The sequence below is a fragment of the Actinacidiphila oryziradicis genome, assembly GCF_005047355.1.
Classification (GTDB): Bacteria; Actinomycetota; Actinomycetes; order Streptomycetales; family Streptomycetaceae; genus Actinacidiphila; species Actinacidiphila oryziradicis.
Map to the genome: position 1 here is coordinate 272,363 of NZ_SUMC01000004.1, position 23,669 is coordinate 296,031.

A 23,669-nucleotide genomic window follows, 5' to 3' on the forward strand; every position below is an offset into this window, starting at 1 on the left:
CACGCCCCGGGCGACGCGGTCCGGGCGGAATCAGCACCGGACAGCGACCCGGTCGACCGACCGGCCGCGCCGGGCCGCAGCTACATCCGCTTCGCCGTCAGCGGCGCCGGCTGTTCCAGGCGATGTTGGCCGCCGGAATGGACAAGACCCGCCACCCGGAACTGGAGCAGGCAGCTGCGGCCCTTACCGCCACGGTGTTTGCGCCCGCACTTGTCCTGAGCGGCGGCGACAGCGTGGCGGCCAAGGATCTGGCGACCGCCGCGGGCGCGGTCGCGCCGCCGACCCGAGTTCAACGGAGCCCCCGCCTCCGAACAACTCACGGGCGTCACCTGGAAGTTCCGGGTACCCCTCTTGAGGTGGTCGCACAATGGATTGACTGGATGGCGAGGAGCAGTGACATGACGACCGTGCGTCTCAACGGGATCGACTTCAATTACCAGCGGTCCGGCTCGGGGCCGAGGCTGCTGTTCCTCAACGGGTCCGGTGGCACGCTGGCCGAGAGCGCTCCTCTGCTCGCTTTCCTCGCCCGGCACTTCGACGTCGCAGCCTTTGACCAAAGAGGGCTGGGCCGTACGGGCTTGCCCGACAGCCCGTACGCGATGGCCGATCTGGCGGCGGACGCCGCTGCCTTGGCCGACCACCTCGGGTGGGAGCTGTTCCGGTTGCTGGGAGTGAGCTTCGGTGGCATGGTCGCTCAGGAACTGGCGGTCACGGCCCCGGACCGTATCGAGCGGCTTGCTCTCCTGTGCACCTCGCCGGGCGGGGCCGGCGGCTCGTCGTTTCCGCTCCACACGCTGGTGGACATGGCTCCGGCCGACCGGGCGGCTCTCTATACGCGCATCCTCGACACCCGCTTCACTCCCGAATGGCTGGCCGGCCACGACGCCGACCGGGCCCTGACCGCAGGGCTGGTCGAACGCTCGGCGCCGCAGAAGTCCGACCAGGTGCTCAACGGGGAGGCGCTTCAGATGGCGGCGCGGTCCGGCCACGACGTCTACGAGCGCCTGCCGCGCGTCAACTGCCCGACTCTCGTCGCAGCGGGCCGGTACGACGGCATCGCCCCACCGGAAAACAGCGCCGCCATCGGCAAGCAGATCCCGAACGCCGAGTTGCGGCTGTTCGACGGGGGTCACCTGTTCTTCATCCAGGACCCTGCGGCGTTCCCCGAGATCATTCGATTCCTCACGGCCGACTGACCGGCTGAGACCTGCCGGACGGGACGCGTGCCGGACGCGGGGCCGCACGACCAAGAGGCGTCGGTCAAGCCCGCCGCGGCACTGGCGCGGATCGGCCCTGCCGCGGCCCAACGCGTCGCGGCCAAGATCAGCAGCCCGTACCAGCAGGACAGGGCGTTGAAACGGATCGCCGGGTCACTGGCCGGAGCGAGGTAGCCGCTGGGAAGTCCTGCGGCGTCTTCATGAGCAGGCTCACTCACCACAGCCCTTTGCGGCGCCGTTGTCAGGGGCGGAAGGCGCGGCGTACGGCTTCGGCGAGGCCGGCGCGGCGGCGTTCGTGGTCTGCGTCGGGGTCTTTGGTGGTGGCGGTGTAGGTGAGGCTGCTGGGGGACCAGGTCATGGCGAGGGAGATGACCATGGAGTGCACGTCGGCCGGGGGCAGGGTGGGATCGATGTGTCCAGCGTCCTGCGCCTCGGCGATGGCCCGGACCTTGGGTGCTTCGTCCGCCTCGGCGAAGAGGTGACCCTCGGGTGATCGTTCCAGACGGGCCCAGGTCGCCAGACGCACCAGTTGCGGGTGCTCGAGATAGGCGTCGTAGAGGCGGACGGCATAGCCGGGCAGGTCGTCCGCGGTGAGCGGGACGGTGTCGAGGATCGCGCCGACCTGGTCGGCGAGGACGGCGTCGAAGAGCGGACCGACATCTGACGCGCACCGCGTATCACCCTGCCGACGTCGATGTCGGCCAGAAACGCCTCGACCGCCTCGACCCAGGCCGACAGCGCAGGTGCAGGTCCTACCGGAAGGCGGCGATGTGGCGCTGGGCCCAGTCGGCGAAGGTGCGGGGCGCGCGGCCGAGGATCTGCTCGACGTCGGGGCTGATCCGCTGCTCGGCGGGGTTGGGCTCGCCAAGGACGTCGAGGGTGGTCCCGACCACTGGCTCGGGCATGAACTGCAGCATCTGCGCGCGGGCCTCGTCACGGGTCTGCTCGATGAACCCGATCGGTTCGCCGAGCGCGTCGCCGATCGCCTCGGCTTGTTGCCGGGGCGTGCTGAGGGCAGGCCCGGTCAACTCGTAGACCTGCCCGGCGTGACCGTCCCCGCGCAAGACCGCGGCGGCCACCTCGGCAATGTCGGCCGGGTCGATGGTCGGCAGGCCGACGTCACCGAACGGCGCGGCGACGGTCCGTCGGGCACGGACCGACTCGACCCAGGCGTACGCGTTGGAGTCGAAACCACCAGGCCGCAGGATCGTCCAGCCCATACCCGACTGCCGGACGGCGCTGTCAAAGGACCGTCCCGTGCCTACATGCCAGGCCCCCTGCGGTCGGGTTGCGATTCCTATGGAGGACAGCAACACGATCCGTCCGATTCCGCCGGCTTTCGCGACGTCGAGGATGTCCCGTGGGCTCAGCAGGTGCGCACCGGCACCGGTGTCGTGGAGGAACAGTGCGTCAGCGCCGTCGAAAACGGGCCGAAGGCTCTCAGGATCGGTCAAGTCGGCCTGCCTGTACCGGACGCCCTCCGGTACGGCCGCGTCCGAGACCCCTCGGGACACTGCCGTCACCTGCTCACCGGCTGCCGCGAGTGCCTGCACGAGCGGCCGGCCGACGTTGCCGGTCGCTCCGGTAACTACGATCATGAACAACTCCCGTGTCACTTCATCGTGGTCGTTCACGTCCGGACGGGCGAGAACGTCGCGGGGCGGAGTGACCTCGCTGCGCCCGGTGAAGCTAACACCGTCGGTATAGTAGGTACCTACAGGAAAGTGACTATGCCGAGGGGACCCGCATGGCCGACAGCGCAACCTGGATGGAATCGGCGCCGACCGACCCCGAACATGCCTGTCCGATCGGACCGGTCGTGGACATCGTGTTCAGCCGGTGGACCACACCGATCCTGTGGACCCTCAACATGCACGGTCGGCAACGGTTCGTTGAGCTGGAACGACGGATCACCAGGATCACACCGAAGGTGCTGACCCAGCGGCTGCGGCAACTCGAACGCGACGGCCTGGTCGTGCGCACCTACCACCCAGAGGTCCCCCCTCGGGTCGAGTACGAGATCAGCGAGCTCGGCCGCAGCCTCGCCCCGCTCTTCGCCCACCTCGCTGAATGGACCACCACCAACCTCGACGAAGTCGAGCGGGCCCGGCACGTTTACGACATCGCTTCGGCGCGGTAGCGCGCCGGATTCGCGCGGGCCAGCCGGCCTTTCCCCAGTAACGACCCTTTCCCGGAGCCGGCCCCCTGGAGGAAGACACGGAACATGGGACACCGGTTGGCCACGAGGTGGAGACATCGGTGATGATGGCGTAGGAGCCGCAGCCCTGATCCCGTGCTGACTCCCCGCCCGCTACCCAGCTAAAGCCGCAGGTGAGAGAGTCATAATGCGTTTCCTCAACGATGTGATCCCGCCGTACGACCTTACCTACGATGACGTCTTCATGGTGCCCAGCCGCTCTGCGGTCGGGTCCCGGCAGGGCGTGGACCTGACCGCTCCCGACGGGAGCGGCACCACCATCCCGCTCGTGGTCGCCAATATGACGGCCATCGCCGGCCGCCGGATGGCCGAGACGGTCGCCCGTCGCGGCGGCCTGGTGGTCATTCCCCAGGACATCCCGATCGATGTGGTCGCGGAGGTGATCACCTACGTGAAGCAGCGCCACCTGGTGCTCGACACCCCGATCACGCTGGCCCCCCACGCCACCGTCGCCGACGCGCTCTCGCTGCTGCCCAAACGGGCGCACGGCGCGGCGGTCGTGGTTCAGGACGGCCGCCCGGTCGGCGTCGTCACCGAACACGACCTCACCGGCGTCGACCGCTTCACCCAGTTGTCCGAGGTCATGTCGCGGGACCTGCTTCTGCTGAACGCCGGAATCGATCCGCGGGAGGCCTTCAACCACCTCGAGGAAGCCCACCGCAAGCTGGCCCCGGCCGTCGATGCCGACGGGAAACTGGCCGGCATCCTCACCAGGAAGGCCGCGCTGCGCGCCACGCTGTTCACTCCGGCCACGGACGCCAACGGCAGGCTGCGCATCGCCACCGCCGTCGGCATCAACGGGAATGTGGCCGGCAAGGCCAAGCAACTGCTGGACGCGGGAGCGGACACGCTGGTCGTCGATACGGCGCACGGCCACCAGGAGTCGATGATCGCCGCGGTCGCGATGGTGCGTGCGCTCGACCCGCAGGTGCCGATCGTGGCCGGCAACGTCGTCGCGGCCGAGGGCGTGCGGGACCTGATCGAGGCGGGCGCCGACATCATCAAGGTCGGGGTGGGCCCGGGTGCCATGTGCACCACGCGGATGATGACGGGGGTGGGCCGCCCGCAGTTCTCGGCCGTGCTGGAGTGCGCCGCCGAGGCGAAGAAGTACGGAAAGCATGTATGGGCGGACGGCGGTGTCCGGCACCCGCGTGATGTGGCGATGGCGCTCGCGGCAGGCGCGTCGAATGTGATGATCGGCTCCTGGTTCGCGGGGACGTACGAGTCCCCGGGCGATCTGCAGCAAAGCGCCGACGGGCGGCTCTACAAGGAGAGCTTCGGCATGGCCTCCGCGCGCGCGGTACGGAACCGGACCAGCGAGGAGTCGGCGTACGACCGGGCCCGCAAGGCGCTGTTCGAGGAGGGGATATCCACGTCCCGGATGTTCCTGGACCCGGCCCGGCCGGGCGTCGAGGATCTGATCGACTCGATCATCGCGGGGGTGCGCAGCTCCTGCACCTACGCCGGCGCGGCCTCGCTGGCGGAGTTCGCGGAGAAGGCAGTCGTCGGCATCCAGAGCGCGGCCGGGTACGCGGAGGGCAAGCCACTGGACGCGAGCTGGCAGTAACAGCCCTCGGGCTCGTGCTGTACTTCGGATATGGCTACGGTGTCCGCCGCTCCAGCCCGCCCCGAAGAGAAGTGAACCACCCGCCTTGCGACTGAACGATCTCGACGAACGCATCGTGCACGCCCTCGCCGAGGATGCCCGCCGCTCCTACGCCGACATCGGCGCCCAGGTCGGCCTCTCCGCCCCCGCCGTGAAACGCCGGGTCGACCGGCTGCTCGCGGCGGGCGCCATCACCGGCTTCACCGTGCGGGTCGATCCGGCGGCGCTGGGCTGGGAGACGGAGGCCCTCGTCGAGCTCTACTGCCGTCACAACACCTCGCCGGAGGACATCCGGCGCGGGCTGTCGCGGTACCCGGAAGTGGCGTCCGCCTCGACCGTCACGGGTGAGGCGGACGCGATCGTCCAGGTCTTCGCGTCCGACGTAAGGCACTTCGAGCGGGTGCTGGAGCGCATCGCGGGGGAGCAGTTCGTGGAGCGTACGAAGTCGGTGCTGGTGCTGTCTCCGCTGCTGCGCCGGTACACCTCGGGCTCGCCGACCTGACCCGACCGAGTGAACGCAAGCGGGAACGACTGCTGCCGCAGCCGCCGGTCCCGACACTGTTCGTATGGCTGAATCGATCCACAACGCCGTGCGGGCCCGCGGCAAAGACTGTTCGCCGGGGGAGAGGGCGTTCCTCGCGGCAACGAGGCCTGGGCCGTGCGCTCCGGCCAGGGCGGACGGTCCGGCGTCGCCGGGCGGGCAGACAGAAGCGCCCTCAGCGACTTTGCCGGTAGTCGTGGCCCCGTACAAGGTGGCGCATACGCTCTCGCGGCGGAGCTTCCGGCGTTACCCGGCCTGCGCCTGCGGGCCTGCCGCCGGACGGCCGTTCCCCCGGCACGGGCCGCGCCGCACGGGCGGCACCGATGGCGTCGAGGCAGGGGAGCTGACGCACTGATGGTGTACAGGCTCACACCCGAGCGGGCCCGCCTTGTCGCCGACGGGCTGGGCGTGCGGCTGAGCGGCCTCAGCCCGGCCGGGGCGGACAAGGGCCGCACGATCTTCGCGGTGACGGATGCCGGGCAGCCGGTGGTGGTGAAGTGGCTGGACCGCTGGGGGCAGTGGTTGCCGGGCGCGATCGGGCACAGCACGCAATTGCTCGGCCGCGGGTACCCCACCGCCCGGATCTTCGCCCACGGCCCGGTGCTCGGCGGTTACGGCCTGGTGCAGGAGCGGCTGCCCGGCCGGCCGGCTGTGACCGGCCCCGACAAGGCGGTCCTCGACGAGGTGTGCGCGGCGGTGGCACTGCAGTCCGCCGCACTGCACAACGGAGCCGCGCCGCGCTGCGGCGACCCAGGCTGGATGGCCAAGGTGGTGTACGGCGACACGATGGGCTGGTGGCGTGCGGCGCGGGAGCGCTCGCCGGAGTCCGCTGAGCTCTGCGTCCGGCTGGCGGAGTGGGTACGGGCGGTGCCACGACCGGAACTCCGTGCCGACTTTGTGCATTTCGACCTCAGCTTCACCAGCATCCTCGTACGGCGCGGCCGGCTGGGCGGAATCGTCGACATCGACAATCTCGCGCTGGGCGATCGCGCGCTCGATCTGGTCTGCCTGGCGTGCCAGTACGAGGGGCTGCGGTTCCGGGACGCCCCGGTCCCGGGGCCGGGAGACCCGGTGGACCGGCTGGTGGAGGAGGTGCTGCGGATCTCCGGCCGGCCGGGCTGGCGGCAGGCCGTCGCGTACAACGCGATCGCCCGTCTGGGCTGGGGCGGGCCGCACGGCCGGCGGGACCAGCTGGAGCGGTCGCTGTGGGTCATCCCCAGGATGATGGATCGCGTCATCTGACGGTTGGCCTTCCTGGGGTCTCGGCCGCCCGTGGCATGCGGGCGGCCGACGCGCCTGCCGCACGATCGGACAGGACTTAGAGGCCGCACAAATAGGTGGGGCGGCGTCGCGTGCCGAAGGGCGGCGCCTGGCGGCGTTGTCGTCGGTCAACGACGCTCCGCGTCGCCTCCTCCCCCAGCTACCGCTGGGAGGTGCCCCCACCTCCGCCTTGCCAGACTTGCCCCTCGCCCCGCTCCTTCCTCCACCCCACCTATTCGCGCGGCCTCTTAAGCGGTCCGCGCAACGATTCGCCGCCTTCTGGCCGGAACACGCAACGGATCGCCTGCCGGTGCGCAATATCCGAGCCTTGTCCGCGCCTGATCGCGGAACGTACCGTTCAGGGACGCGCCCTCCTGCCGCGCCTGTCCCCGATCCCTCCCCGGCCTCCCGCCGGGAGGTGCCGCCAGGACGTTCTGGTTTCAACTATCGCAAAGAGGTCCCATGACGCCGCTGCGCATCGCGCTCTACCAAGGCCCCGCGGGCATTCCCGCGACCGTCGACGCGAGCCTGGGCGCGCTCGACGTGGCCGCGCGCAGCGCCGCCGCCTCCGGCGCGGGCCTGCTGGTGTGCAACGAGATGTATCTCACCGGCTACGCGATCGGGGACGGGGTGGAGCGCCTCGCCGAGCCCGCCGACGGCCGGAGCGCCCGCCGGGTCATGGAGATCGCCGCCGGGCACGGGATCGCGATCGCCTACGGTTACCCCGAGCGCGAGGGCGCCGCGGTCTTCAACGCCGCGCAGCTCATCGGCCCCGATGGCCGGCGGCTCGGCAACTACCGTAAGACCCATCTTTTCGGCGACTTCGAGCGCAAGTACTTCACCCCGGGCGACAGCCCCGTCGTCCAAGCCGAACTCAACGGCCTGCGGATCGGCTTCCTCATCTGCTACGACGTCGAGTTCCCGGAGAACGTCCGCGCCCACGCTCTCGCCGGCACCGACCTCCTCCTCGTCCCCACCGCGCAGATGCGTCCCTTCGAATTCGTCGCGGAGACCGTCGTCCCGGTCCGGGCCTTCGAGAACCAGCTCTATGTCGCGTACGTCAACCGCTGCGGCCCCGAGGGCGGGTTCGACTTCGTCGGCCTCAGCTGTCTCTCCGGCCCCGACGGCATCACCCGGGCCCGGGCCGGACGCGGCGAGGAACTGATCATCGGCGACGCCGACCCGGCCCTCCTGCACGCCTCGCGCGAAGCGAATCCGTATCTGCGAGACCGCCGCTCCGAGCTCTACCGCCGCCTCGTCTGAACCGCCCCGCCGTCCTCCACGGAGATCGACCGGATAGGCCCTAGGAGAACTACCCGATGACGTCCACGGTGCCCACCGCCGCGGTCCACGACGAGCAGCCGATCACCATGTTCGGCCCCGACTTCCCGTACGCCTACGACGACTTCCTTGCCCATCCGGCCGGCCTCGGCACCATACCCGCCACCGCCCACGGCACCGAGGTCGCGGTCATCGGCGGCGGCCTCTCCGGCATCGTGGCGGCGTACGAGCTGATGAAGATGGGCCTCAAGCCCGTCGTCTACGAGGCCGACCAGATCGGCGGCCGGCTCCGCACGGTCGGCTTCGAGGGCTGTGACGAGCACCTGACGGCCGAGATGGGCGCCATGCGCTTCCCGCCGTCCTCGACCGCCTTCCAGCACTACATCGACCTTGTGGGCCTGGAGACCAAGCCGTTCCCCAACCCCCTGGCCGCGGACACCCCGTCCACAGTCGTGGACCTCAAGGGCGAGTCCCATTACGCCACCACCGTCGAGGACCTCCCTGAGGTCTACCACCAGGTCATGCACGCCTGGAACGCCTGTCTGGAGGACGGCGCCGACTTCTCGGCCATGCAGCGCGCCATGCGCGAGCGCGACATCCCCGTCATCCGCGCGATCTGGGCGAAGCTCGTCGAGAAGCTCGACAACCAGACCTTCTACGGCTTCCTCTGCGACTCGCCGGCCTTCAAGTCCTTCCGGCACCGCGAGATCTTCGGCCAGGTCGGCTTCGGCACCGGCGGCTGGGACACCGACTTCCCCAACTCCATCCTGGAGATCCTCCGGGTCGTCTACACCGGCGCCGACGACGACCACCGCGGGATCGTCGGCGGCAGCCAGCAACTCCCGCTCCGGCTCTGGGAGCGCGAGCCGGAGAAGACCGTCCACCATCCGTACGGCACCTCGCTGCGCTCGCTGCACGGCGGTGAGCCGCGCCCGGCCGTGACCCGGCTGCACCGCACCGCCGGGAACCGGATCACGGTCGGCGACGCCTCGGGCGACACCCGCACCTACACCGCCGCGGTCTTCACCGCGCAGAGCTGGATGCTGCTCTCCAAGATCGCCTGCGACGACTCGCTCTTCCCGATCGACCACTGGACGGCGATCGAGCGCACCCACTACATGGAGTCGAGCAAACTCTTCGTCCCCGTCGACCGGCCGTTCTGGCTCGACAAGGCCGTCGATGACAGGGGCGAGCCGACCGGCCGTGACGTAATGAGCATGACGCTCACCGACCGGATGACCCGCGGCACCTACCTCCTGGACGACGGTCCGGACCGGCCCGCCGTGATCTGCCTGTCCTACACGTGGTGCGACGACAGCCTCAAGTGGCTCCCGCTGAGTGCGAACGAGCGCATGGAGGTCATGCTCAAGTCACTCGGCGAGATCTATCCCAAGGTCGACATCCGGCGGCACATCATCGGCAATCCCGTCACGGTCTCCTGGGAGAACGAGCCCTACTTCATGGGTGCCTTCAAGGCGAACCTGCCCGGCCACTACCGCTACCAGCGCCGCCTGTTCACCCACTTCATGCAGGACCGCCTCCCTGAGGGCAAGCGCGGCATCTTCCTCGCCGGTGATGACATCTCCTGGACGGCCGGCTGGGCCGAAGGCGCCGTACAGACCGCGCTGAACGCGGTCTGGGGGGTCATGCACCACCTCGGCGGCGCCACCGACCCCGCCAACCCGGGCCCGGGTGATGTGTACGACCGTATCGAGCCGGTGGAACTGGAGGACAGCTGAGGGCCAATTGACGTGCCGACAGGGATTAACTTGACTCGCTCCTGTCAAATCTTCGGGTGAGCGCGGCCCCGCCGGGCCGCCGGACCCCGGAGATGCTGAATGCGTCGTCCTCTCGCCACCGGCCTGGCGGCATCATCGCCGGCCCTTGTCGCCGTCGTCGCCGGTGCGGTACCCGCTTCGGCGGTCCCGGCGGACAAGCCCGCGGTCCTTTCCGGCTGGACCCAGACCAGCGCGAGCAGCTACACCACCTGGCTCACGGCACGTGACAACCAGTCGGGCTGGTCGGCCTACAGCTTCGACTGGTCGACGGACTACTGCTCCGACTCCCCGGGCAATCCCTTCGGATTCCCTTTTAAGTTGTCATGCGCTCGCCATGATTTCGGCTACCGCAACTACAAGGCCGCCGGACAGTTCGATGCCGACAAAGCGAGACCGGACAGCGCCTTCTACGAGGACCTCAAGCGGGTCTGCGCCGCCTACAGCGGTGCGACGAAGGCCTCGTACAACGGCACCGCCTGGACCTACTACGAAGCGGTCAAGGCCTCCGGCTGACAGCCAGTCAGTCCAGCGGGGTGAGCAGGAAGCGGCCCACGAGGCCGACGCCGGCGTCGAGGCGCTCCTCGAACTCCTCGCAGACGTCCCGGAGGCCGCGCAGCGACCAGAGGGCGCGGGCCGCCGCCCAGGCGGCGTCCCGGGCCCTCTCCAGGCTCCACGAGCCGACCAGATGGGTGAGCGGATCGGCGATGTCCAGCAGATCGGGGCCGGGCATCAGCTCCTCCCGTACCCGCTCCTCGATGACGGTCAGCAACTCGCCGACGCGGTCGAAGTCCCGCTGCAGGAGCGGCGGCGCGACATCCAGTGCCCGGCAGGCGTCCACCACGGCGAGCGCCAGGTCGTGCCCCACATGCGCGTTGATGCCGCAGAGAGCGAACTGCAGCGGCCGTACCCCGCGATGGCCGCGCATCTGCAACAGCGGCCGCCAGCAGGCGGGCGCCCGCCGCCCCGCCGCATCATCCTCAACGGCCGCCAGATAACGCCCGGCGAAGCGGACGCCCAGTTCGGCGGCAGCGGCCGGATCCTCGAAGGCGTCCGCGGCGATCAGCCGCCGCAGTTCCTCGGTGACCGACAGATACACCCGGTTGAACACCGCGACCCCGTCACGCGACGGCAGCGCGTCGCTCAAAGCGTGCATCCGGGCCATCACTCGGTCCACCGTCATACGCCCAGCGTCCCAGGCGGTACGGGAAACCACGGCGAACGCTCGCCGCAGCGTCGCCGGAACGGGTGACCTCAGACCCCGCCCGCGGCACACGCCGTTGCCGGCCGGCCCAACCAGTGGCATCCGTCACAGAACCGGCACGGGTGGGCGCCGGGCGGGAGCGGCCGGCCGATCCAGGGACCAGCACTCCCCGGCTGTGACCTGGTAAGAGCTCGCGGCGATGCCGCATGCTGGAGGGGTGGACCGCTCCGAACCGGCCGACTTCCTGCGCCGCAGCCGCGCCCGCCTCGCCCCCGTCGACGTGGGTCTCGCCGAGGAGCCGCGGCGGCGCACCCCCGGCCTGCGCGGCGAGGAGGTGGCGCAGCTCGCCGGGATGTCCGTCGACGACGCTCCGCGTCGCCTCCTCCCCCAGCTACCGCTGGGAGGTGTCCCCACCTCCGCCTTGCCGGGCTTGCCCCTCGCCCCACCTGTTCACGCGGCCTCTAAACCGCACCGCAGACCGGGTGGACCGGTCGCCTCCGTGTTCGCGCACGGGCACCGTCGGCGCAGCGGGGCGCAGTACGGGCGCGCCCATGATCAGCCCGGAAGCCAGCAGGGTGACCAGGCCGAAGGAGACCGTGAGGGAGGTGGCCTGGGCGATCGTTCCCATCGCCGCAGGGGCGACAAGCCCGGAGGTGTAGGTGATCGTGGCGACTCCGGCGATCGCCTGCGCGGGCACCGTCCCGCTCCTGCCGGCCGCCGCGAAGCACAGCGGGACGACGATCGCGATGCCGACCCCGATCAGCGCGAAGCCCGCGATCGCCGCCGGCTGGGACACCGCGGTCACCACCATGACGCCGCCGGCCGTCGCGAGCACCCCGCCCGCCCGCACGGTGCGCACCGGTCCGAACCGCCGCACCACCAGGTCACCCAATAGCCGGGCGGCGGCCATGGTGCAGGCGAACGCGGTGTACGAGGCGGCGGCGACGGCCTGTGAGGAGCCCGTGATGTCCCGCAGATAGACCCCGCTCCAGTCCGCGCTCGCCCCTTCCGCGAAGACTCCGCAGAAGCCTATGGCGCCGATCGCCAGCGCCGACCTGGGCGGCAGGGCGAAGCGCGGCGGCGACTGTGCCCCCGCTTCCGTCTCCGGCCGGATGCCGGGGATCCCGCGGCAGACGAACATGCCGAACGGTATGAGGAGAGCCGCCATGACAGCCAGATGCACCCGGGCGTCGAGGTTGGCATGTGCGGCGACCACGCCCACCACCGAGGCGAGCAGCGTGCCCACGCTCCACATGCCGTGCAGCCCGGACATGATGGATCGTCCGAGCCGCTCCTCCACCCCGACGCCCACCGCGTTCATCACCACATCGGTCATGCCGGCGCTGGCCCCGAAGCAGAACATCGCGGCACACAGCCAGGGGAGACCGGGGCTGAGCGCGGGCAGCGCGAGCGAGGCGCACCACAGGGCGAGCAGCCCGCGCAGCGCGGTCCGCATGCCGAAGCGGTGGGCGATGCGGGCGGCCAGCGGCATCGCGGCGGAGGCGCCGGCCGCGGCGAAGGCCAGCGCGAAGCCGAGGTGCCCGGAGCTCAGCCCGAGGTGCTCCTGGATCCAGGGAATGCGGGTGGCGAAGGTGCCGGCGATTGATCCGTGCACTGCGAACACTGTGGCGACGGCGATGTGCGCCTTCTTCGTGGAGGTCCTCACCATGAGGCGCAAACTATCAGGCAGGTTGCCTGATAGATATAGGACAAAGGTCGTAGGATCCCGCCATGACCGCCACGCGTGACCGCTCCGGCCGCACCGCCACCCCCCGTATGGCCCGGGTCATCAACGACCGGCTGGCGCTCGAACTCCTGCAGCGGGATGGGCCGCTGACCGCCGCTCAGCTCAGGGTCCTCACCGGGCTCTCCCGCCCCAGCGTCGCCGACCTCGTCGAGCGGCTCCAGGACGCGGGACTGATCGCGGTCGTCGGCGAGGCCGGTGCCGAACGGCGCGGTCCCAACGCCAGGCTCTACGGAATCGTCGCCGACCGCGCCTACCTCGCCGCCGTCGACGTACGCACCCACCGCGTCGCCATCGAGGTCGCCGACCTGCTCGGGCGCGCGGTGGGCAGCGCCGCGCTACCGGTCGACCCCTGCAGTGATCCCAGGCGCACCGTGTCGCGGTCGGTCGTCCTGCTGGAGCGCACGGCCCACGACGCCGGGGTGGCCGAACTGCATACCATCGCGGTCGGGGCCCCCGGCCTGGTCGTCCCCGCCACCGGGGAGCTCAGCCCGAGCGGTGCGCTGCCCGCCTGGCACTCCGCGCTCGTCACGACGCTGCGCAAGCGGTTCGGCGTGCCGGTGCTGCTGGAGAACGAGGTCAATCTCGCCGCCGTCGCCGAGCAGCGGCTCGGGGCGGTACCGGACAAGGACACCTTCGTACTGCTCTGGCTCGGACACGGGGTCGGCGCGGCGGTGATCCTCGACGGCCGGCTGCGGCGCGGCGCCTCCGGCGGCGCCGGGGAAATCGGCTTCCTGCCCGTCCCCGGGACCTGGCAACTGCCGACCGCGACGGGCTGCGAGGGCGGCTTCCACTCGCTGGCGTCGAGCGGGGCGGTGTGCGCGCTCGCCCGGGAACACGGCCTCCCGGTGGCCGGGGACGACGCCCCGGCGGCGGAGGCGGTGGTGGGGGCGGCCCGGACCGCGGGCAAGCGCGGTGAGCTCTTCCTGGATGCTCTCGCCGCGCGGATCGCGGTCGGCGCCGCCGCGGTGTGCGCGGTCCTCGACCCGGGCTGTGTGGTACTGGCCGGGGAGGTCGGGCGGGCCGGAGGTGACACCCTGGCCGAACGCGTCGGGGACCGACTCGCGCGGATGTCCCCGCTTCGTACGGAAGTGCGTGCGGGGAAGGTGGGCGGCAGCGCGGTCCTGCGCGGGGCGGTGCTGTCCGCGATGGACGCGGCACAAGAGGTGCTTTTTTCGCCGGGCGGTTGACCTCTGGTCCGTCCGGCCCGGTTCGTCATTCAATCGTCGGACGGGCCTGATGTCCCAAGCCCGTCCGGCCGGGTCACAACGCGCCCTTGCTCTCGCTGGGCGCGGCCCGGCACGTGAAACCGAGAGCCTGCATCGCCCGGGTGACCTCGCCGACACTGAAGTCCCGCCGGTCCTGACGGGTGATCACGGCGCCCACCTGCATTATCGGGTAGTCACGGCGTCCGATCCGCACCGACTGGCCTGTGATCGGCTCGGGGACGACGCCCTCCATCGCCTGCTCCACCTCGATGGGGTGGAAGTAGAAGTGTCGGCGGGCGATGGTGACGCGCATCATGCCTCAGCAATGGATCGGTGAATGGAACCGTATGCTCAGCCTCGCATACTCCGGCTCAAAACCGCCATGCGCACCCGGGCCTCGCGTGATCCAGGCCACAGAGATCCGCCGGTCTGCCCGACGGCCCGACGTGGCAGACTGGAGGCGTACCAGTGACGTTTAGCGCACTCCGGGGTCGGTGAAAGTCCGAACCGGCGGTTATAGTCCGCGACCCGTCCGCTTCCAGCGGCCGGTTGACCAGGTGAAATTCCTGGACCGACGGTTAAAGTCCGGATGGGAGGCAGTGCGCGGCGGTCCGAAACACCGGTACGCCGTCGTCGGCGGCCACCGTACGTACCCGCGTACGAGGCCACACCTCCGGCCCCGGCGTGTCCCGGCGTTCCGCGTCCGCTCCTGTTCCCTCGCAGCCCCGGAGTCCGTGCCCGAAGAGGCAGGAGGACCCGGTGGCGACAGCCGTCGAAACCGAAGCGATGCGGCGGGCCATCACGCTCGCCGCCCGCGGACTCGGCGCCACCAGCCCCAATCCGGTCGTCGGTTCCGTCATCCTCGACACCGCCGGACAGGTCGTCGGCGAGGGCTGGCACCAACGGGCCGGCGGCCCGCACGCCGAGGTGCACGCCCTGAGGGCGGCCGGCGAACGGGCCCGCGGCGGCACCGCCGTGGTCACCCTCGAACCCTGTAACCACACCGGCCGCACCGGCCCCTGCGCACAGGCACTGATCGAGGCCGGGATCGCCCGGGTCGTGTACGCGGTCGCCGACCCCACCCCCGACGCCACCGGCGGAGCCGCCACCCTGGCCGCCACCGGGATCGACGTCGAAGGCGGCCCGCTCATGGAAGAGGCCGCGCGCGGCAACGAGGTCTGGCTGACCTCGGTCCGCGAACAGCGCCCCTTCGTGCTGTGGAAGTACGCCGCCACCCTCGACGGCCGGATCGCCGCGGCCGACGGCACCAGCCGCTGGATCAGCTCGCCCGAGTCGCGCGCCGACGTCCACCGGCTGCGCGCCGAGGCCGACGCCGTTGTCGTCGGCTCCGGCACCCTGCGCGCCGACGACCCGCACCTCGCCGTACGTGGCGTCCAGGGGGACTTCACCCAGCCCCTGCGCGTCGTCGTCGACACCAACGCGAAGGTCACGCGGGACGCCCGGGTCCTGGACGACGCCGCTCCGACCCTCATCGCGGTGGCCGTGGACGCCGACACCCGGCACCTGCCTGAGACCGTCATCACCCGGCTGCCGCGCGCCGAACGCGGTCTCGCGGTTCCCGACCTGCTCGCCGACCTGCACGCACGAGGCGTCCGTTCCGTACTCCTGGAAGGCGGCCCCACCCTCGCCGGGGGCTTTGTCGCCGCCGGGGCGGTCGACAAGGTCGTCGGCTACCTCGCCCCGGCCCTGCTCGGCGCCGGCTCCGCAGCGCTGGCCGAGTCAGGAATCACCACCATCGGAGAGGCGTTGCGCCTCGACGTGACCGAGTTCGTGACCATCGGCCCCGACCTGCGTATCACCGCCTATCCCCGCCCAATCCGCCCGGCCAGCACCGAGGAGAACTGAGTGTTCACCGGAATCGTCGAAGAACTCGGCCAGGTCGTCGCGATCGACGACCTGGGGGACGCCTCCCGCTTCCGCCTGCGCGGACCGGTCGTCACGGAAGGCGCCAAGCACGGCGACTCCATCGCCGTCAACGGCGTCTGCCTCACTGTCGTCGACTTCGGCGGCGGCGAATTCACCGCCGATGTGATGGCCGAGACCCTGGACCGCTCCAGCCTCGGGGCCCTCGCCGTCGGCTCCAAAGTCAACCTGGAGCGCCCCATGGCGCTCGGCGGCCGGCTCGGCGGTCATCTCGTGCAGGGTCATGTGGACGGCAAGGGCACGATCGTCGAGCGCAAGCTCTCCGACAACTGGGAGATCGTCAAGATCTCCCTCCCGGCGGACCTCAGCCGTTATGTCGTCGAGAAGGGCTCGATCACGGTCGACGGCATCAGCCTCACCGTCGTCGACGCGGGCTCCGACTACTTCACTGTCAGCCTCATCCCGACCACCCTCGCCCTCACCACGCTGGGCATCAAGCAGGCAGGCGATCCGGTCAATCTCGAGGTGGACGTCCTCGCCAAGTACGTCGAGCGGCTGCTCGGCGCCGACCGGGCAGAGGCCGCCCAGTGAGCGCCCTCACCTGGCTGAACAGCGGTGCTTTCAGCCTCTTCGGGCAGCATGTCATCTGGTCCGACATGGCCGGCAACTGCCTCGGTCTCGCCGCCCTGGCGCTCGGCTGGCGCCGGTCCATGCTGACCTGGCCCGCCCAACTGCTCTCCGGCCTGATCCTGATCGCCGCCTACGCCTCCGCCCACCTCAGCGGAGGGATCGGCAAACAACTCGTCGTGATCGTCGTCGCCCTGTGGGGCTGGCTCCAGTGGCAGCGCGGGCGCCGCGACAGCGGCGCTGTGACCATACGGTTCGCCACCTGGGCCGAGCGCGGCCGGCTGGTGGCCGGCACGGCAGCCGGCACCCTCGCCGTCGGTGGGATCTTCACCGCCTTCCCCAGCCTGTCCTGGAGCCCCTGGGCGGACGCCTACATCTTCGTCGGCACCCTCGCCGCGATGTTCGCCCAGGCCCGCGGCTGGGTCGAGTTCTGGTTCGCCTGGCTCGCGGTCGACGTCGTCGGTGTCCCGCTCGCCTTCAACAGCGGCCTGCCGTTCTCCGGCATGGTCTACATCGTCTACTTCGTACTCGTGATCCTCGGCATGTACGCCTGGTGGAAGCAGACCCGGACCCCGCGGGCCGAGGCCGACGCCGTCCTGGAAGGAGTCTCGGCATGACCGCATCGCAGAGCTGGTACGAGGCCGAGGAGCCCCCCATCGGCCTCGACCCCGTGGAACGCGCCATCGCCGAGATCGGGGCCGGCCGCCCGGTAGTCGTGGTGGACGACGCGGACCGGGAGAACGAGGGGGACCTCGTCGTCGCCGCCGAAAAGGCCACTCCCGAGATCGTCGCCTTCATGATGACCGAATGCCGCGGCCTGATCTGCGTGCCGCTGGAGGAGCCGGACCTGGACCGGCTCGGCCTGCCGCAGATGGTCGAGACCAACACCGAGAGCATGAGCACCGCTTTCACCGTCTCGGTCGACGCCGGTCCCGAGCACGGCACCACCACCGGCATCTCCGCCGCCGACCGGGCCACCACCATCCGGCTGCTCGCCTCGGCGGAAACAGCGGCTTCGGATTTCGTACGGCCCGGCCATGTCTTCCCGCTGCGCGCCCGACCGGGCGGCGTACTCGTCCGAAACGGCCACACCGAGGCCGGCGTGGATCTCGCACGGCTGGCCGGACTGCGTCCGGCCGCCGCGATCGTGGAGATCGCCAACGAGGACGGAACCATGGCCAGGCTCCCCGAACTGGTGCCGTTCGCCCGCAAGCACGGTCTGGCGATCATCTCGATAGAAGACCTGGTCGCCTACCGCCGCTCCGCCGAACCCACCGTCCGCCGTGAGGCCGCCACCAGCCTGCCCACCGCCTACGGTGACTTCCGGGCGCTGGGCTACCGCAGCGTCATCGACGGCGTCGAACACATCGCGCTCGTCGCCGGCGAGATCGGTGACGGCAAGGACGTCCTCGTACGGGTCCACTCCGAGTGCCTGACCGGCGACGTCTTCCACTCCCTGCGCTGCGACTGCGGACCGCAGCTCCAGGCATCCCTCGAACGGGTGGCGTCCGAGGGACGGGGCGTCGTCCTGTACCTGCGCGGTCACGAGGGCCGAGGCATCGGCCTGCTGTCCAAGCTCCGCGCGTACGAACTCCAGGAGCTCGGCCGCGACACCCTCGACGCCAACCTCGAACTCGGCCTGCCCGCCGACGCCCGCGACTACGGCGCCGCCGCCCAGATGCTCATCGACCTCGGGGTGCGCTCCCTGCGGCTGATGACCAACAACCCCGACAAGACCGACGCCCTGGTACGGCACGGCCTGGCCGTCACCGGCCGTGAGCCGGTGCCGGTCCAGGCCGGTGAACACAATCTGCGGTATCTGCGCACCAAGCGCGACCGCATGGGCCACGACCTGCCGTGGCTCGACGCGGGCCAGACCAGCGCCTGCGCCAACCAGTAACCATCGATCCGTACAGCACTGAGGAGAGTCGTGAGCGGTAAGGGTGCCCCCGAGCTGACCGTGAAGAACTGCGGCGACCTGCGGGTGGCCGTGATCGCGGCCCTGTGGCACGACCAGGTCATGGACGGCCTCGTCGACGGCGCGCTGCGCGCGCTGCGCGAACTCGGCATCGACGAGCCGACCCTGCTGCGGGTCCCGGGCAGCTTCGAGCTGCCCGTGGCCGCCAAGGCGCTGGCCGGGCGAGGCTACGACGCGATCGTCGCCCTCGGCGTGGTCATCCGCGGCGGTACTCCGCACTTCGAATACGTCTGCCAGGGCGTTACCGCGGGCCTCACCCAGGTCTCCGTCGACACCGGTGTCCCGATCGGCTTCGGCGTTCTGACCTGCGACACCGAGCAGCAGGCCCTGGACCGGGCGGGGCTCCCCGGCTCGAACGAGGACAAGGGCCACGAGGCCGTCACCGCGGCCGTCGCCACGGCGACCATCCTGCGCTCGGTCTCCGAACCCTGGCGCCATTAGGTCCCTCCGGCGCCGGTTCCATGTGCGGGCCGGTGGACGGTGACAATTCCAGCCCGTCCGGCGTTTGAGGACCGGGTCCTGGGGCGGAGCCCCTCCACGCGGCGCCAGCCGCGTATCGGAGGGAGCCGCGAAGGGGCGGGGAGGGGAAAGCGCCGCAGGCGCCCCGGCAGCTGGAAACCGGGCCCCACCCCGTAGGGTGTTAGGCACCATGGCCAAGAAGACATTCGAGGAGCTCTTCACCGAGCTCCAGCACAAGGCCGCCAACGGCGACCCCCACACTTCCCGCACCGCCGAACTGGTGGAAAAGGGCGTTCATACGATCGGCAAGAAGGTGGTCGAGGAGGCCGCCGAGGTGTGGATGGCCGCCGAGCACGAAGGCGCCGACCGCACCGCCGAGGAGATCTCCCAGCTGCTGTACCACCTTCAGGTGATGATGGTCGCCCGCGGCATCTCCCTCGATGACGTATACGCTCACCTCTGAACCACCCGCACCATATGAACCATCCCGAGCAGTAAAGGAAACCGCTCTCATGCTCCGCATCGCCGTCCCGAACAAGGGCCAACTCTCAGGACCTGCGGCGGCCATGCTCCATGAGGCCGGCTACCGGCAGCGCAAGGAGCCCAAGGAACTCGTCCTCGTCGACCCCGAGAACGAGGTCGAGTTCTTCTACCTGCGCCCCCGGGACATCGCGATCTATGTCGGCTCCGGCCGGCTCGACATCGGCATCACCGGCCGTGACCTGCTGCTGGACTCCGCGGCCAATGCCGAGGAGATCCTCCAGCTCGGCTTCGCCCGCTCCACCTTCCGCTACGCCACCGTCCCCGGTTCCGTCCAGGACGTGAAGGAGTTCGGCGGGCTGACGATCGCCACCTCCTATCCGGAGGTCGTCAAGCGGCACCTCGCCGACAACTCCGTCGAGGCCTCCGTCGTCCGCCTGGACGGCGCAGTCGAGACCGCCATCCAGCTCGGTGTCGCGCAGGTGATCGCCGATGTCGTCGAGACCGGCACCTCGCTGCGCAACGCGGGACTCGAAGTCATCGGCGAGCCGATCCTGGAGTCCGAGGCGGTCGTCATCCGCCGCACCGGCACCTCGGAGCCCGACTCCAAGGCCCTGCAGTTCCTGCGCCGCCTCCAGGGCGTCCTGGTCGCCCGGCGGTACGTGATGATGGATTACGACATCCGCGTCGAGCAGGTCGAGAAGGCCATAGCCGTCACCCCCGGCCTGGAGTCGCCCACCGTCTCCCCGCTGCACCACGAGGGCTGGGTCGCCGTACGCGCCATGGTGCCCAGCCGCGACGCCCAGCGGATCATGGACGAGCTGTACGACCTCGGCGCCCGCGCGATCCTCACCACGGGCATCCACGCATGCCGTCTGTGACGCCCGTGACCCCTGTGACGACACCCGCGCTGCCCGTGGTGTTCCGGCCGGTCCGCACCCGGGTGGTGCTGCTGAGCGTCGGCACGCTGGTGCTCGGCGTCTTCACCGTGCTCGCCCTGCTGATGCCGCACGGCGGCGCGCGGCCGTGGGGCGCCGGAGACCGGCTGACGCTGGTCGCCGCCGGTGCGCTCGTCTTCGCCGTACTGACGCTGCTCAGCCGCCCCAAGGTAGTGGCCGACCAGGGCGGTGTCACCGTGGTGAACCTCACCACCCGGCGCCGCCTGGCGTGGGCCGAGGTGGTGCGGGTCAACCTCCGTCCGGGTGACCCGTGGGTCCAGCTCGACCTTGCCGACGGCACCAGCCTCGCCGCCATGGGTATCCAGCCCGGCATAGGGCGCGAGCGGGCGGTGCGCGACGCGGCCTCGCTGCGCGCGCTCGCCGAGGTATACGGAACCGGGGAGTCCGCCGCCCGTTAGACCTGCCGGACGGACCCCTTCCTGATTACTCTGGAGTTCCGCGAAAGTCCGCCGCACCGGTCCCGCGGGCACCGTACCGACCAAAGGAGTGACACCCCCACCACGATGGACGGACCGTCCGGTAGTACCTGCGCCGCCCCTCCCTTCCGACATCCCGGAGCGGTGGCATGAACACCTCGCTACTGCTGCTTGCAGCGGCATTCCTCCTGATCCTCGCGAACGGCTTCTTCGTCGCCGCCGAATTCGGCCTGGTGACCGTGGAGCGGCCGGCCGCCGAACGCGCCGCGGCCGCCGGCGACCGCCGGGCCCGCAGTGTCGTCGCGGCCCTGCAGAAGCTCTCCTTCCAGCTCTCCGGTACCCAGCTCGGCATCACCATCACCTCGCTCGTGGTCGGTATGCTCGCCGAGCCCGCCCTCGCCGACCTGCTCACCGGCCCGGTCACGGCGGTCGGCATCCCCGACGGCGCGGCGGCCGGAATCGCGGTCGTGATCGGCATGATGCTCGCCTCCGCCGTGCAGATGGTCATCGGCGAGCTCGTCCCCAAAAACTGGGCGGTGTCGCGGCCGTTGCAGGTCGCCCGCTTCGTGGCCGGCCCGCAGCGGATCTTCTCGGGCGCCTTCCGGCCCGTTATCGAAGTGCTCAACACCGCCGCCAACCGGCTGGTGCGCGTGCTCGGCGTCGAGCCCGCGGACGAACTGGCCTCCGCCCGTACCCCCACCGAACTCGTCTCCCTCGCCCGGCACTCGGCGCTGGCCGGCGCCCTTGAACAGGACACCGCCGACCTTTTCGTCCGCACGCTCTCGCTGGGCGACCTCACGGCGGAGAACGTGATGACCCCGCGCGTCCGGGTCAGTGCCCTGCAGGACACAGCCACCGCCGCAGACGTCCTCAACCTCACCCGCGCCACCGGGCTCTCCCGCTTCCCCGTCTACCACGAGCGCCTCGACGACATCACCGGCATGGCCGGCCTCAAGGACGCCCTCGCCATCCCGGGCCACCTGCGGGACCGCACCCCTGTCGGCCGGATCACGGTGGCCCCGCTGCTCGTACCGGAGACGCTCCCCGTGCAGCAGCTCCTGGAGCAGCTGCGCAAGCAGCAGCCGATCGCGGTCGTCGTCGACGAGTACGGGGGCACCGCCGGGGTCGTCACCCTGGAGGACATCGTCGAGGAACTCGTCGGCGAGGTCCGCGACGAGCACGACGCCGCCGACGTACCGGAACTCGCCCCCGTGCTCGGCGGCGAGGCCGGACGCCCCGCCTGGGACGCCGACGGTGGCTGCCGGGTCGACGCGCTCGCCCGCATAGGACTCGACGCCCCCGACGGGCCGTACGAGACCGTTGCCGGGCTCGTCGCCGACCTGCTCGGCCGGATCCCCGCCTCCGGCGACACCGCCCGGCTGCCCGGCTGGGAGCTGCGTGTGCGTGAGGTGGCCCACCACCGGGCGGAACGAGTACGCCTGGTCTCCACCGAGGTGCCGGAGGTACCTGAGCGATGAGTGCCGTCCAACTGCTCTTCGCTGTCCTGCTGGTACTCGCCAACGGCTTCTTCGTCGGCGCCGAGTTCGCGCTCGTCTCCGTACGCCGCAGCCAGATCGAGCCGCTGGCCGACACCCACCGGCGGGCCCGCACCGTTCTGCACGGCCTGGAGAACCTGCCGCAGATGATGGCCGCCGCACAGTTCGGCATCACCATCTGCTCCCTGACCCTCGGCGCGGTCGCCGAGCCGACGATCGCACATCTGCTGGAGCCGGTTTTCACAGCCCTCCACATGCCGGACGAGGTGGTCCATCCGGTCGGATACGTCCTCGCCCTCGCCGTCGTGGTCTTCCTGCATCTCGTCATCGGCGAGATGGTGCCGAAGAACCTCGCCATGGCCGCCCCCGAGAAGACCGCTCTCTGGCTCAGCCCCGGCCTGGTCGGCTTCGCCCGGGTCTTCCGGCCGGTCATCGCGGTGCTCGGCAGCTGCGCGCGGCTGGTGCTGAAGCTCTTCAGGGTCGAGCCCAAGGATGAGGTCGACGCGGTCTTCACCAGCGAGGAGCTCACTCTGCTCGTCGAGGACGCCCGCCAGGCGGGCCTGCTGGACGACGGCGAGCAGGAACGGCTGGAAGACGCCCTCGAACTGGGCACCCGCCCCGTCACCGATGTCCTCCTGGAGCACGTGGAACTGGTCACAGTCGACCCCTCCGTGACCCCCGGCGAGGTCGAGGAGCTCACGGTCCGCACCGGCTACTCCCGCTTCCCCATCGCCGGTCCCGACGGCAGCTACCTCGGCTACCTCCACGTCAAGGACGTCCTCGACCTCGACGACCGGGACCGTCCGGTTCCGGCCCGGCTCTGGCGGCCCATGGCGACCCTGCGCGGCGAGCTCCCGCTGGACGACGCCCTCACCCAGATGCGGCGCGCCGCGTCCCACCTCGCGGCTGTCGCCGACCCCGGTGGGCATGTGCTCGGGCTTGTCGCGCTGGAGGACGTGCTGGAAATGCTCGTGGGGGAGGTACGGGACCCCTCCCACCGGTCGGTGGCGCTGCCGCCCGTACTGGCCGGCTGAGCGTGCGGGCCGGTGGTCTGCTTTGTGCCCACCCTCCCCCATGGCCTTAAGGGCATGGGAGGTGCCCCCCCATCGCCCCGCGGAACGCCTGCCCACAACGCAGCAACCATCCAGGCCGTCCGGCGTTTGAGGACTGGGGGTCCGGGGGTTAGGCCCAATGCCGCTGTTTTAAGCGGTGACCTTGGGTTTTCGCTTGGCCGGGGCGCTCTTGGACGCGGGGGTGATGGTGACCGCCTCGGCCGGCGGGGCGGCGGGCTGGGGCCAGGTGCGGTGGTGGGCGCG

General features: G+C 70.6%; 26 protein-coding genes, 1 pseudogene and 1 riboswitch. Of the genes and pseudogenes, 22 read left to right on the forward strand and 5 right to left on the reverse strand.

The window, feature by feature from the left end; translation table 11 throughout:
• The first annotated feature begins 398 nt into the window (after window positions 1–398).
• Together FCI23_RS06880 and FCI23_RS56190 are read left to right on the forward strand one after the other, a co-directional pair.
• Window positions 399–1,196 (forward strand): alpha/beta fold hydrolase, encoded by a 798-nt coding sequence (locus FCI23_RS06880; protein WP_136722542.1) that lies wholly within the window; start codon window positions 399–401, stop codon window positions 1,194–1,196.
• Window positions 1,197–1,223: 27 nt separating this feature from the next.
• A complete protein-coding gene (locus FCI23_RS56190) occupies window positions 1,224–1,391 on the forward strand; it encodes a hypothetical protein (protein WP_169316697.1) in 168 nt (55 codons plus the stop codon).
• 67 nt (window positions 1,392–1,458) lie between these two features.
• On the opposite strand, the gene FCI23_RS59315 is transcribed toward FCI23_RS56190, so the two are convergent.
• Entirely contained in the window at window positions 1,459–1,743 is a 285-nt protein-coding gene (locus tag FCI23_RS59315; RefSeq protein WP_246143434.1) for a hypothetical protein, read from the reverse strand.
• 9 nt (window positions 1,744–1,752) lie between these two features.
• Here FCI23_RS59315 and FCI23_RS62300 point away from each other — a divergent pair, with 9 nt between their 5' ends.
• Complete coding sequence (locus FCI23_RS62300) at window positions 1,753–1,881, forward strand: hypothetical protein (RefSeq protein ID WP_265737726.1); 129 nt, start codon at window positions 1,753–1,755, stop codon at window positions 1,879–1,881.
• A gap of 88 nt (window positions 1,882–1,969) precedes the next feature.
• Here the strand turns inward: FCI23_RS62300 and FCI23_RS06890 are convergent, their stop codons facing one another.
• Window positions 1,970–2,815: an NAD(P)H-binding protein gene (locus tag FCI23_RS06890; RefSeq protein WP_136722543.1), complete on the reverse strand. Its 846-nt coding sequence runs from the start codon at window positions 2,813–2,815 to the stop codon at window positions 1,970–1,972.
• 149 nt (window positions 2,816–2,964) lie between these two features.
• On the opposite strand from FCI23_RS06890, the gene FCI23_RS06895 reads away from it, so the two are divergent.
• The 7 genes from FCI23_RS06895 (at window position 2,965) to FCI23_RS06925 (ending at window position 10,414) form a co-directional block, all read left to right on the forward strand.
• A complete protein-coding gene (locus FCI23_RS06895; RefSeq protein ID WP_136722544.1) occupies window positions 2,965–3,357 on the forward strand; it encodes a winged helix-turn-helix transcriptional regulator in 393 nt (130 codons plus the stop codon).
• A gap of 205 nt (window positions 3,358–3,562) precedes the next feature.
• Window positions 3,563–5,002, forward strand: a complete 1,440-nt coding sequence (locus tag FCI23_RS06900; RefSeq protein WP_136722545.1) for a GuaB1 family IMP dehydrogenase-related protein — start codon at window positions 3,563–3,565, stop codon at window positions 5,000–5,002.
• 85 nt (window positions 5,003–5,087) lie between these two features.
• Entirely contained in the window at window positions 5,088–5,543 is a 456-nt protein-coding gene (locus FCI23_RS06905) for an Lrp/AsnC family transcriptional regulator (protein ID WP_136722546.1), read from the forward strand.
• Between the two features lie 393 nt (window positions 5,544–5,936).
• Complete coding sequence (locus tag FCI23_RS06910) at window positions 5,937–6,824, forward strand: phosphotransferase family protein (RefSeq protein WP_136722547.1); 888 nt, start codon at window positions 5,937–5,939, stop codon at window positions 6,822–6,824.
• A gap of 480 nt (window positions 6,825–7,304) precedes the next feature.
• Window positions 7,305–8,105 (forward strand): carbon-nitrogen hydrolase family protein, encoded by an 801-nt coding sequence (locus FCI23_RS06915; protein ID WP_136722548.1) that lies wholly within the window; start codon window positions 7,305–7,307, stop codon window positions 8,103–8,105.
• Window positions 8,106–8,161: 56 nt separating this feature from the next.
• Entirely contained in the window at window positions 8,162–9,862 is a 1,701-nt protein-coding gene (locus tag FCI23_RS06920; RefSeq protein ID WP_136722549.1) for a flavin monoamine oxidase family protein, read from the forward strand.
• A 99-nt stretch (window positions 9,863–9,961) separates the two neighbouring features.
• On the forward strand, window positions 9,962–10,414 hold the full coding sequence (locus FCI23_RS06925) for a phospholipase (protein ID WP_136722550.1): 453 nt from the start codon (window positions 9,962–9,964) through the stop codon (window positions 10,412–10,414).
• Window positions 10,415–10,421: 7 nt separating this feature from the next.
• On the opposite strand, the gene FCI23_RS06930 is transcribed toward FCI23_RS06925, so the two are convergent.
• Complete coding sequence (locus FCI23_RS06930) at window positions 10,422–11,081, reverse strand: DUF5995 family protein (RefSeq protein WP_169316698.1); 660 nt, start codon at window positions 11,079–11,081, stop codon at window positions 10,422–10,424.
• A gap of 238 nt (window positions 11,082–11,319) precedes the next feature.
• On the opposite strand from FCI23_RS06930, the pseudogene FCI23_RS59320 reads away from it, so the two are divergent.
• Window positions 11,320–11,466: pseudogene (locus FCI23_RS59320) on the forward strand (transcriptional regulator); the annotation flags it as partial.
• Between the two features lie 27 nt (window positions 11,467–11,493).
• Here the strand turns inward: FCI23_RS59320 and FCI23_RS06940 are convergent.
• Window positions 11,494–12,771, reverse strand: coding sequence for an MFS transporter (locus tag FCI23_RS06940; RefSeq protein WP_136722551.1), 1,278 nt, complete (start codon window positions 12,769–12,771; stop codon window positions 11,494–11,496).
• 62 nt (window positions 12,772–12,833) lie between these two features.
• On the opposite strand from FCI23_RS06940, the gene FCI23_RS06945 reads away from it, so the two are divergent.
• On the forward strand, window positions 12,834–14,036 hold the full coding sequence (locus FCI23_RS06945; RefSeq protein ID WP_136722552.1) for an ROK family transcriptional regulator: 1,203 nt from the start codon (window positions 12,834–12,836) through the stop codon (window positions 14,034–14,036).
• 73 nt (window positions 14,037–14,109) lie between these two features.
• Here FCI23_RS06945 and FCI23_RS06950 read toward each other — a convergent pair whose 3' ends face one another.
• On the reverse strand, window positions 14,110–14,367 hold the full coding sequence (locus FCI23_RS06950) for an SCO5918 family protein (RefSeq protein ID WP_136722589.1): 258 nt from the start codon (window positions 14,365–14,367) through the stop codon (window positions 14,110–14,112).
• A gap of 163 nt (window positions 14,368–14,530) precedes the next feature.
• Window positions 14,531–14,661, forward strand: a riboswitch (FMN riboswitch).
• Between the two features lie 152 nt (window positions 14,662–14,813).
• Between FCI23_RS06950 and ribD the strand changes: the two genes are divergently transcribed.
• The 10 genes from ribD to FCI23_RS07000 all read left to right on the forward strand — a co-directional run bounded on the left by ribD (window position 14,814) and on the right by FCI23_RS07000 (window position 23,387).
• Complete coding sequence (ribD, locus tag FCI23_RS06955) at window positions 14,814–15,920, forward strand: bifunctional diaminohydroxyphosphoribosylaminopyrimidine deaminase/5-amino-6-(5-phosphoribosylamino)uracil reductase RibD (RefSeq protein WP_136722553.1); 1,107 nt, start codon at window positions 14,814–14,816, stop codon at window positions 15,918–15,920.
• Entirely contained in the window at window positions 15,921–16,529 is a 609-nt protein-coding gene (locus FCI23_RS06960) for a riboflavin synthase (RefSeq protein ID WP_136722554.1), read from the forward strand. It abuts the gene before it with no gap.
• A complete protein-coding gene (locus FCI23_RS06965) occupies window positions 16,526–17,182 on the forward strand; it encodes a nicotinamide mononucleotide transporter family protein (protein ID WP_136722555.1) in 657 nt (218 codons plus the stop codon). The genes FCI23_RS06960 and FCI23_RS06965 overlap by 4 nt, the downstream gene beginning before the upstream one ends.
• A complete protein-coding gene (locus FCI23_RS06970) occupies window positions 17,179–18,465 on the forward strand; it encodes a bifunctional 3,4-dihydroxy-2-butanone-4-phosphate synthase/GTP cyclohydrolase II (RefSeq protein ID WP_136722556.1) in 1,287 nt (428 codons plus the stop codon). Before FCI23_RS06965 ends, FCI23_RS06970 begins: the two co-directional genes overlap by 4 nt.
• A 30-nt stretch (window positions 18,466–18,495) precedes the next feature.
• Window positions 18,496–18,984, forward strand: a complete 489-nt coding sequence (gene ribH / locus FCI23_RS06975) for a 6,7-dimethyl-8-ribityllumazine synthase (RefSeq protein WP_136722557.1) — start codon at window positions 18,496–18,498, stop codon at window positions 18,982–18,984.
• A gap of 208 nt (window positions 18,985–19,192) precedes the next feature.
• Window positions 19,193–19,465, forward strand: a complete 273-nt coding sequence (locus tag FCI23_RS06980; protein WP_136722558.1) for a phosphoribosyl-ATP diphosphatase — start codon at window positions 19,193–19,195, stop codon at window positions 19,463–19,465.
• Between the two features lie 49 nt (window positions 19,466–19,514).
• Complete coding sequence (gene hisG / locus FCI23_RS06985) at window positions 19,515–20,363, forward strand: ATP phosphoribosyltransferase (protein WP_136722559.1); 849 nt, start codon at window positions 19,515–19,517, stop codon at window positions 20,361–20,363.
• Entirely contained in the window at window positions 20,351–20,839 is a 489-nt protein-coding gene (locus FCI23_RS06990; RefSeq protein ID WP_136722560.1) for a PH domain-containing protein, read from the forward strand. Before hisG ends, FCI23_RS06990 begins: the two co-directional genes overlap by 13 nt.
• Window positions 20,840–21,006: 167 nt before the next feature.
• The gene (locus FCI23_RS06995; RefSeq protein ID WP_136722561.1) at window positions 21,007–22,335 is read left to right on the forward strand and encodes a hemolysin family protein; all 1,329 of its coding nucleotides are present in this window, start codon (window positions 21,007–21,009) and stop codon (window positions 22,333–22,335) included.
• Entirely contained in the window at window positions 22,332–23,387 is a 1,056-nt protein-coding gene (locus tag FCI23_RS07000) for a hemolysin family protein (protein ID WP_136722562.1), read from the forward strand. Before FCI23_RS06995 ends, FCI23_RS07000 begins: the two co-directional genes overlap by 4 nt.
• Window positions 23,388–23,669: the final 282 nt, after the last annotated feature.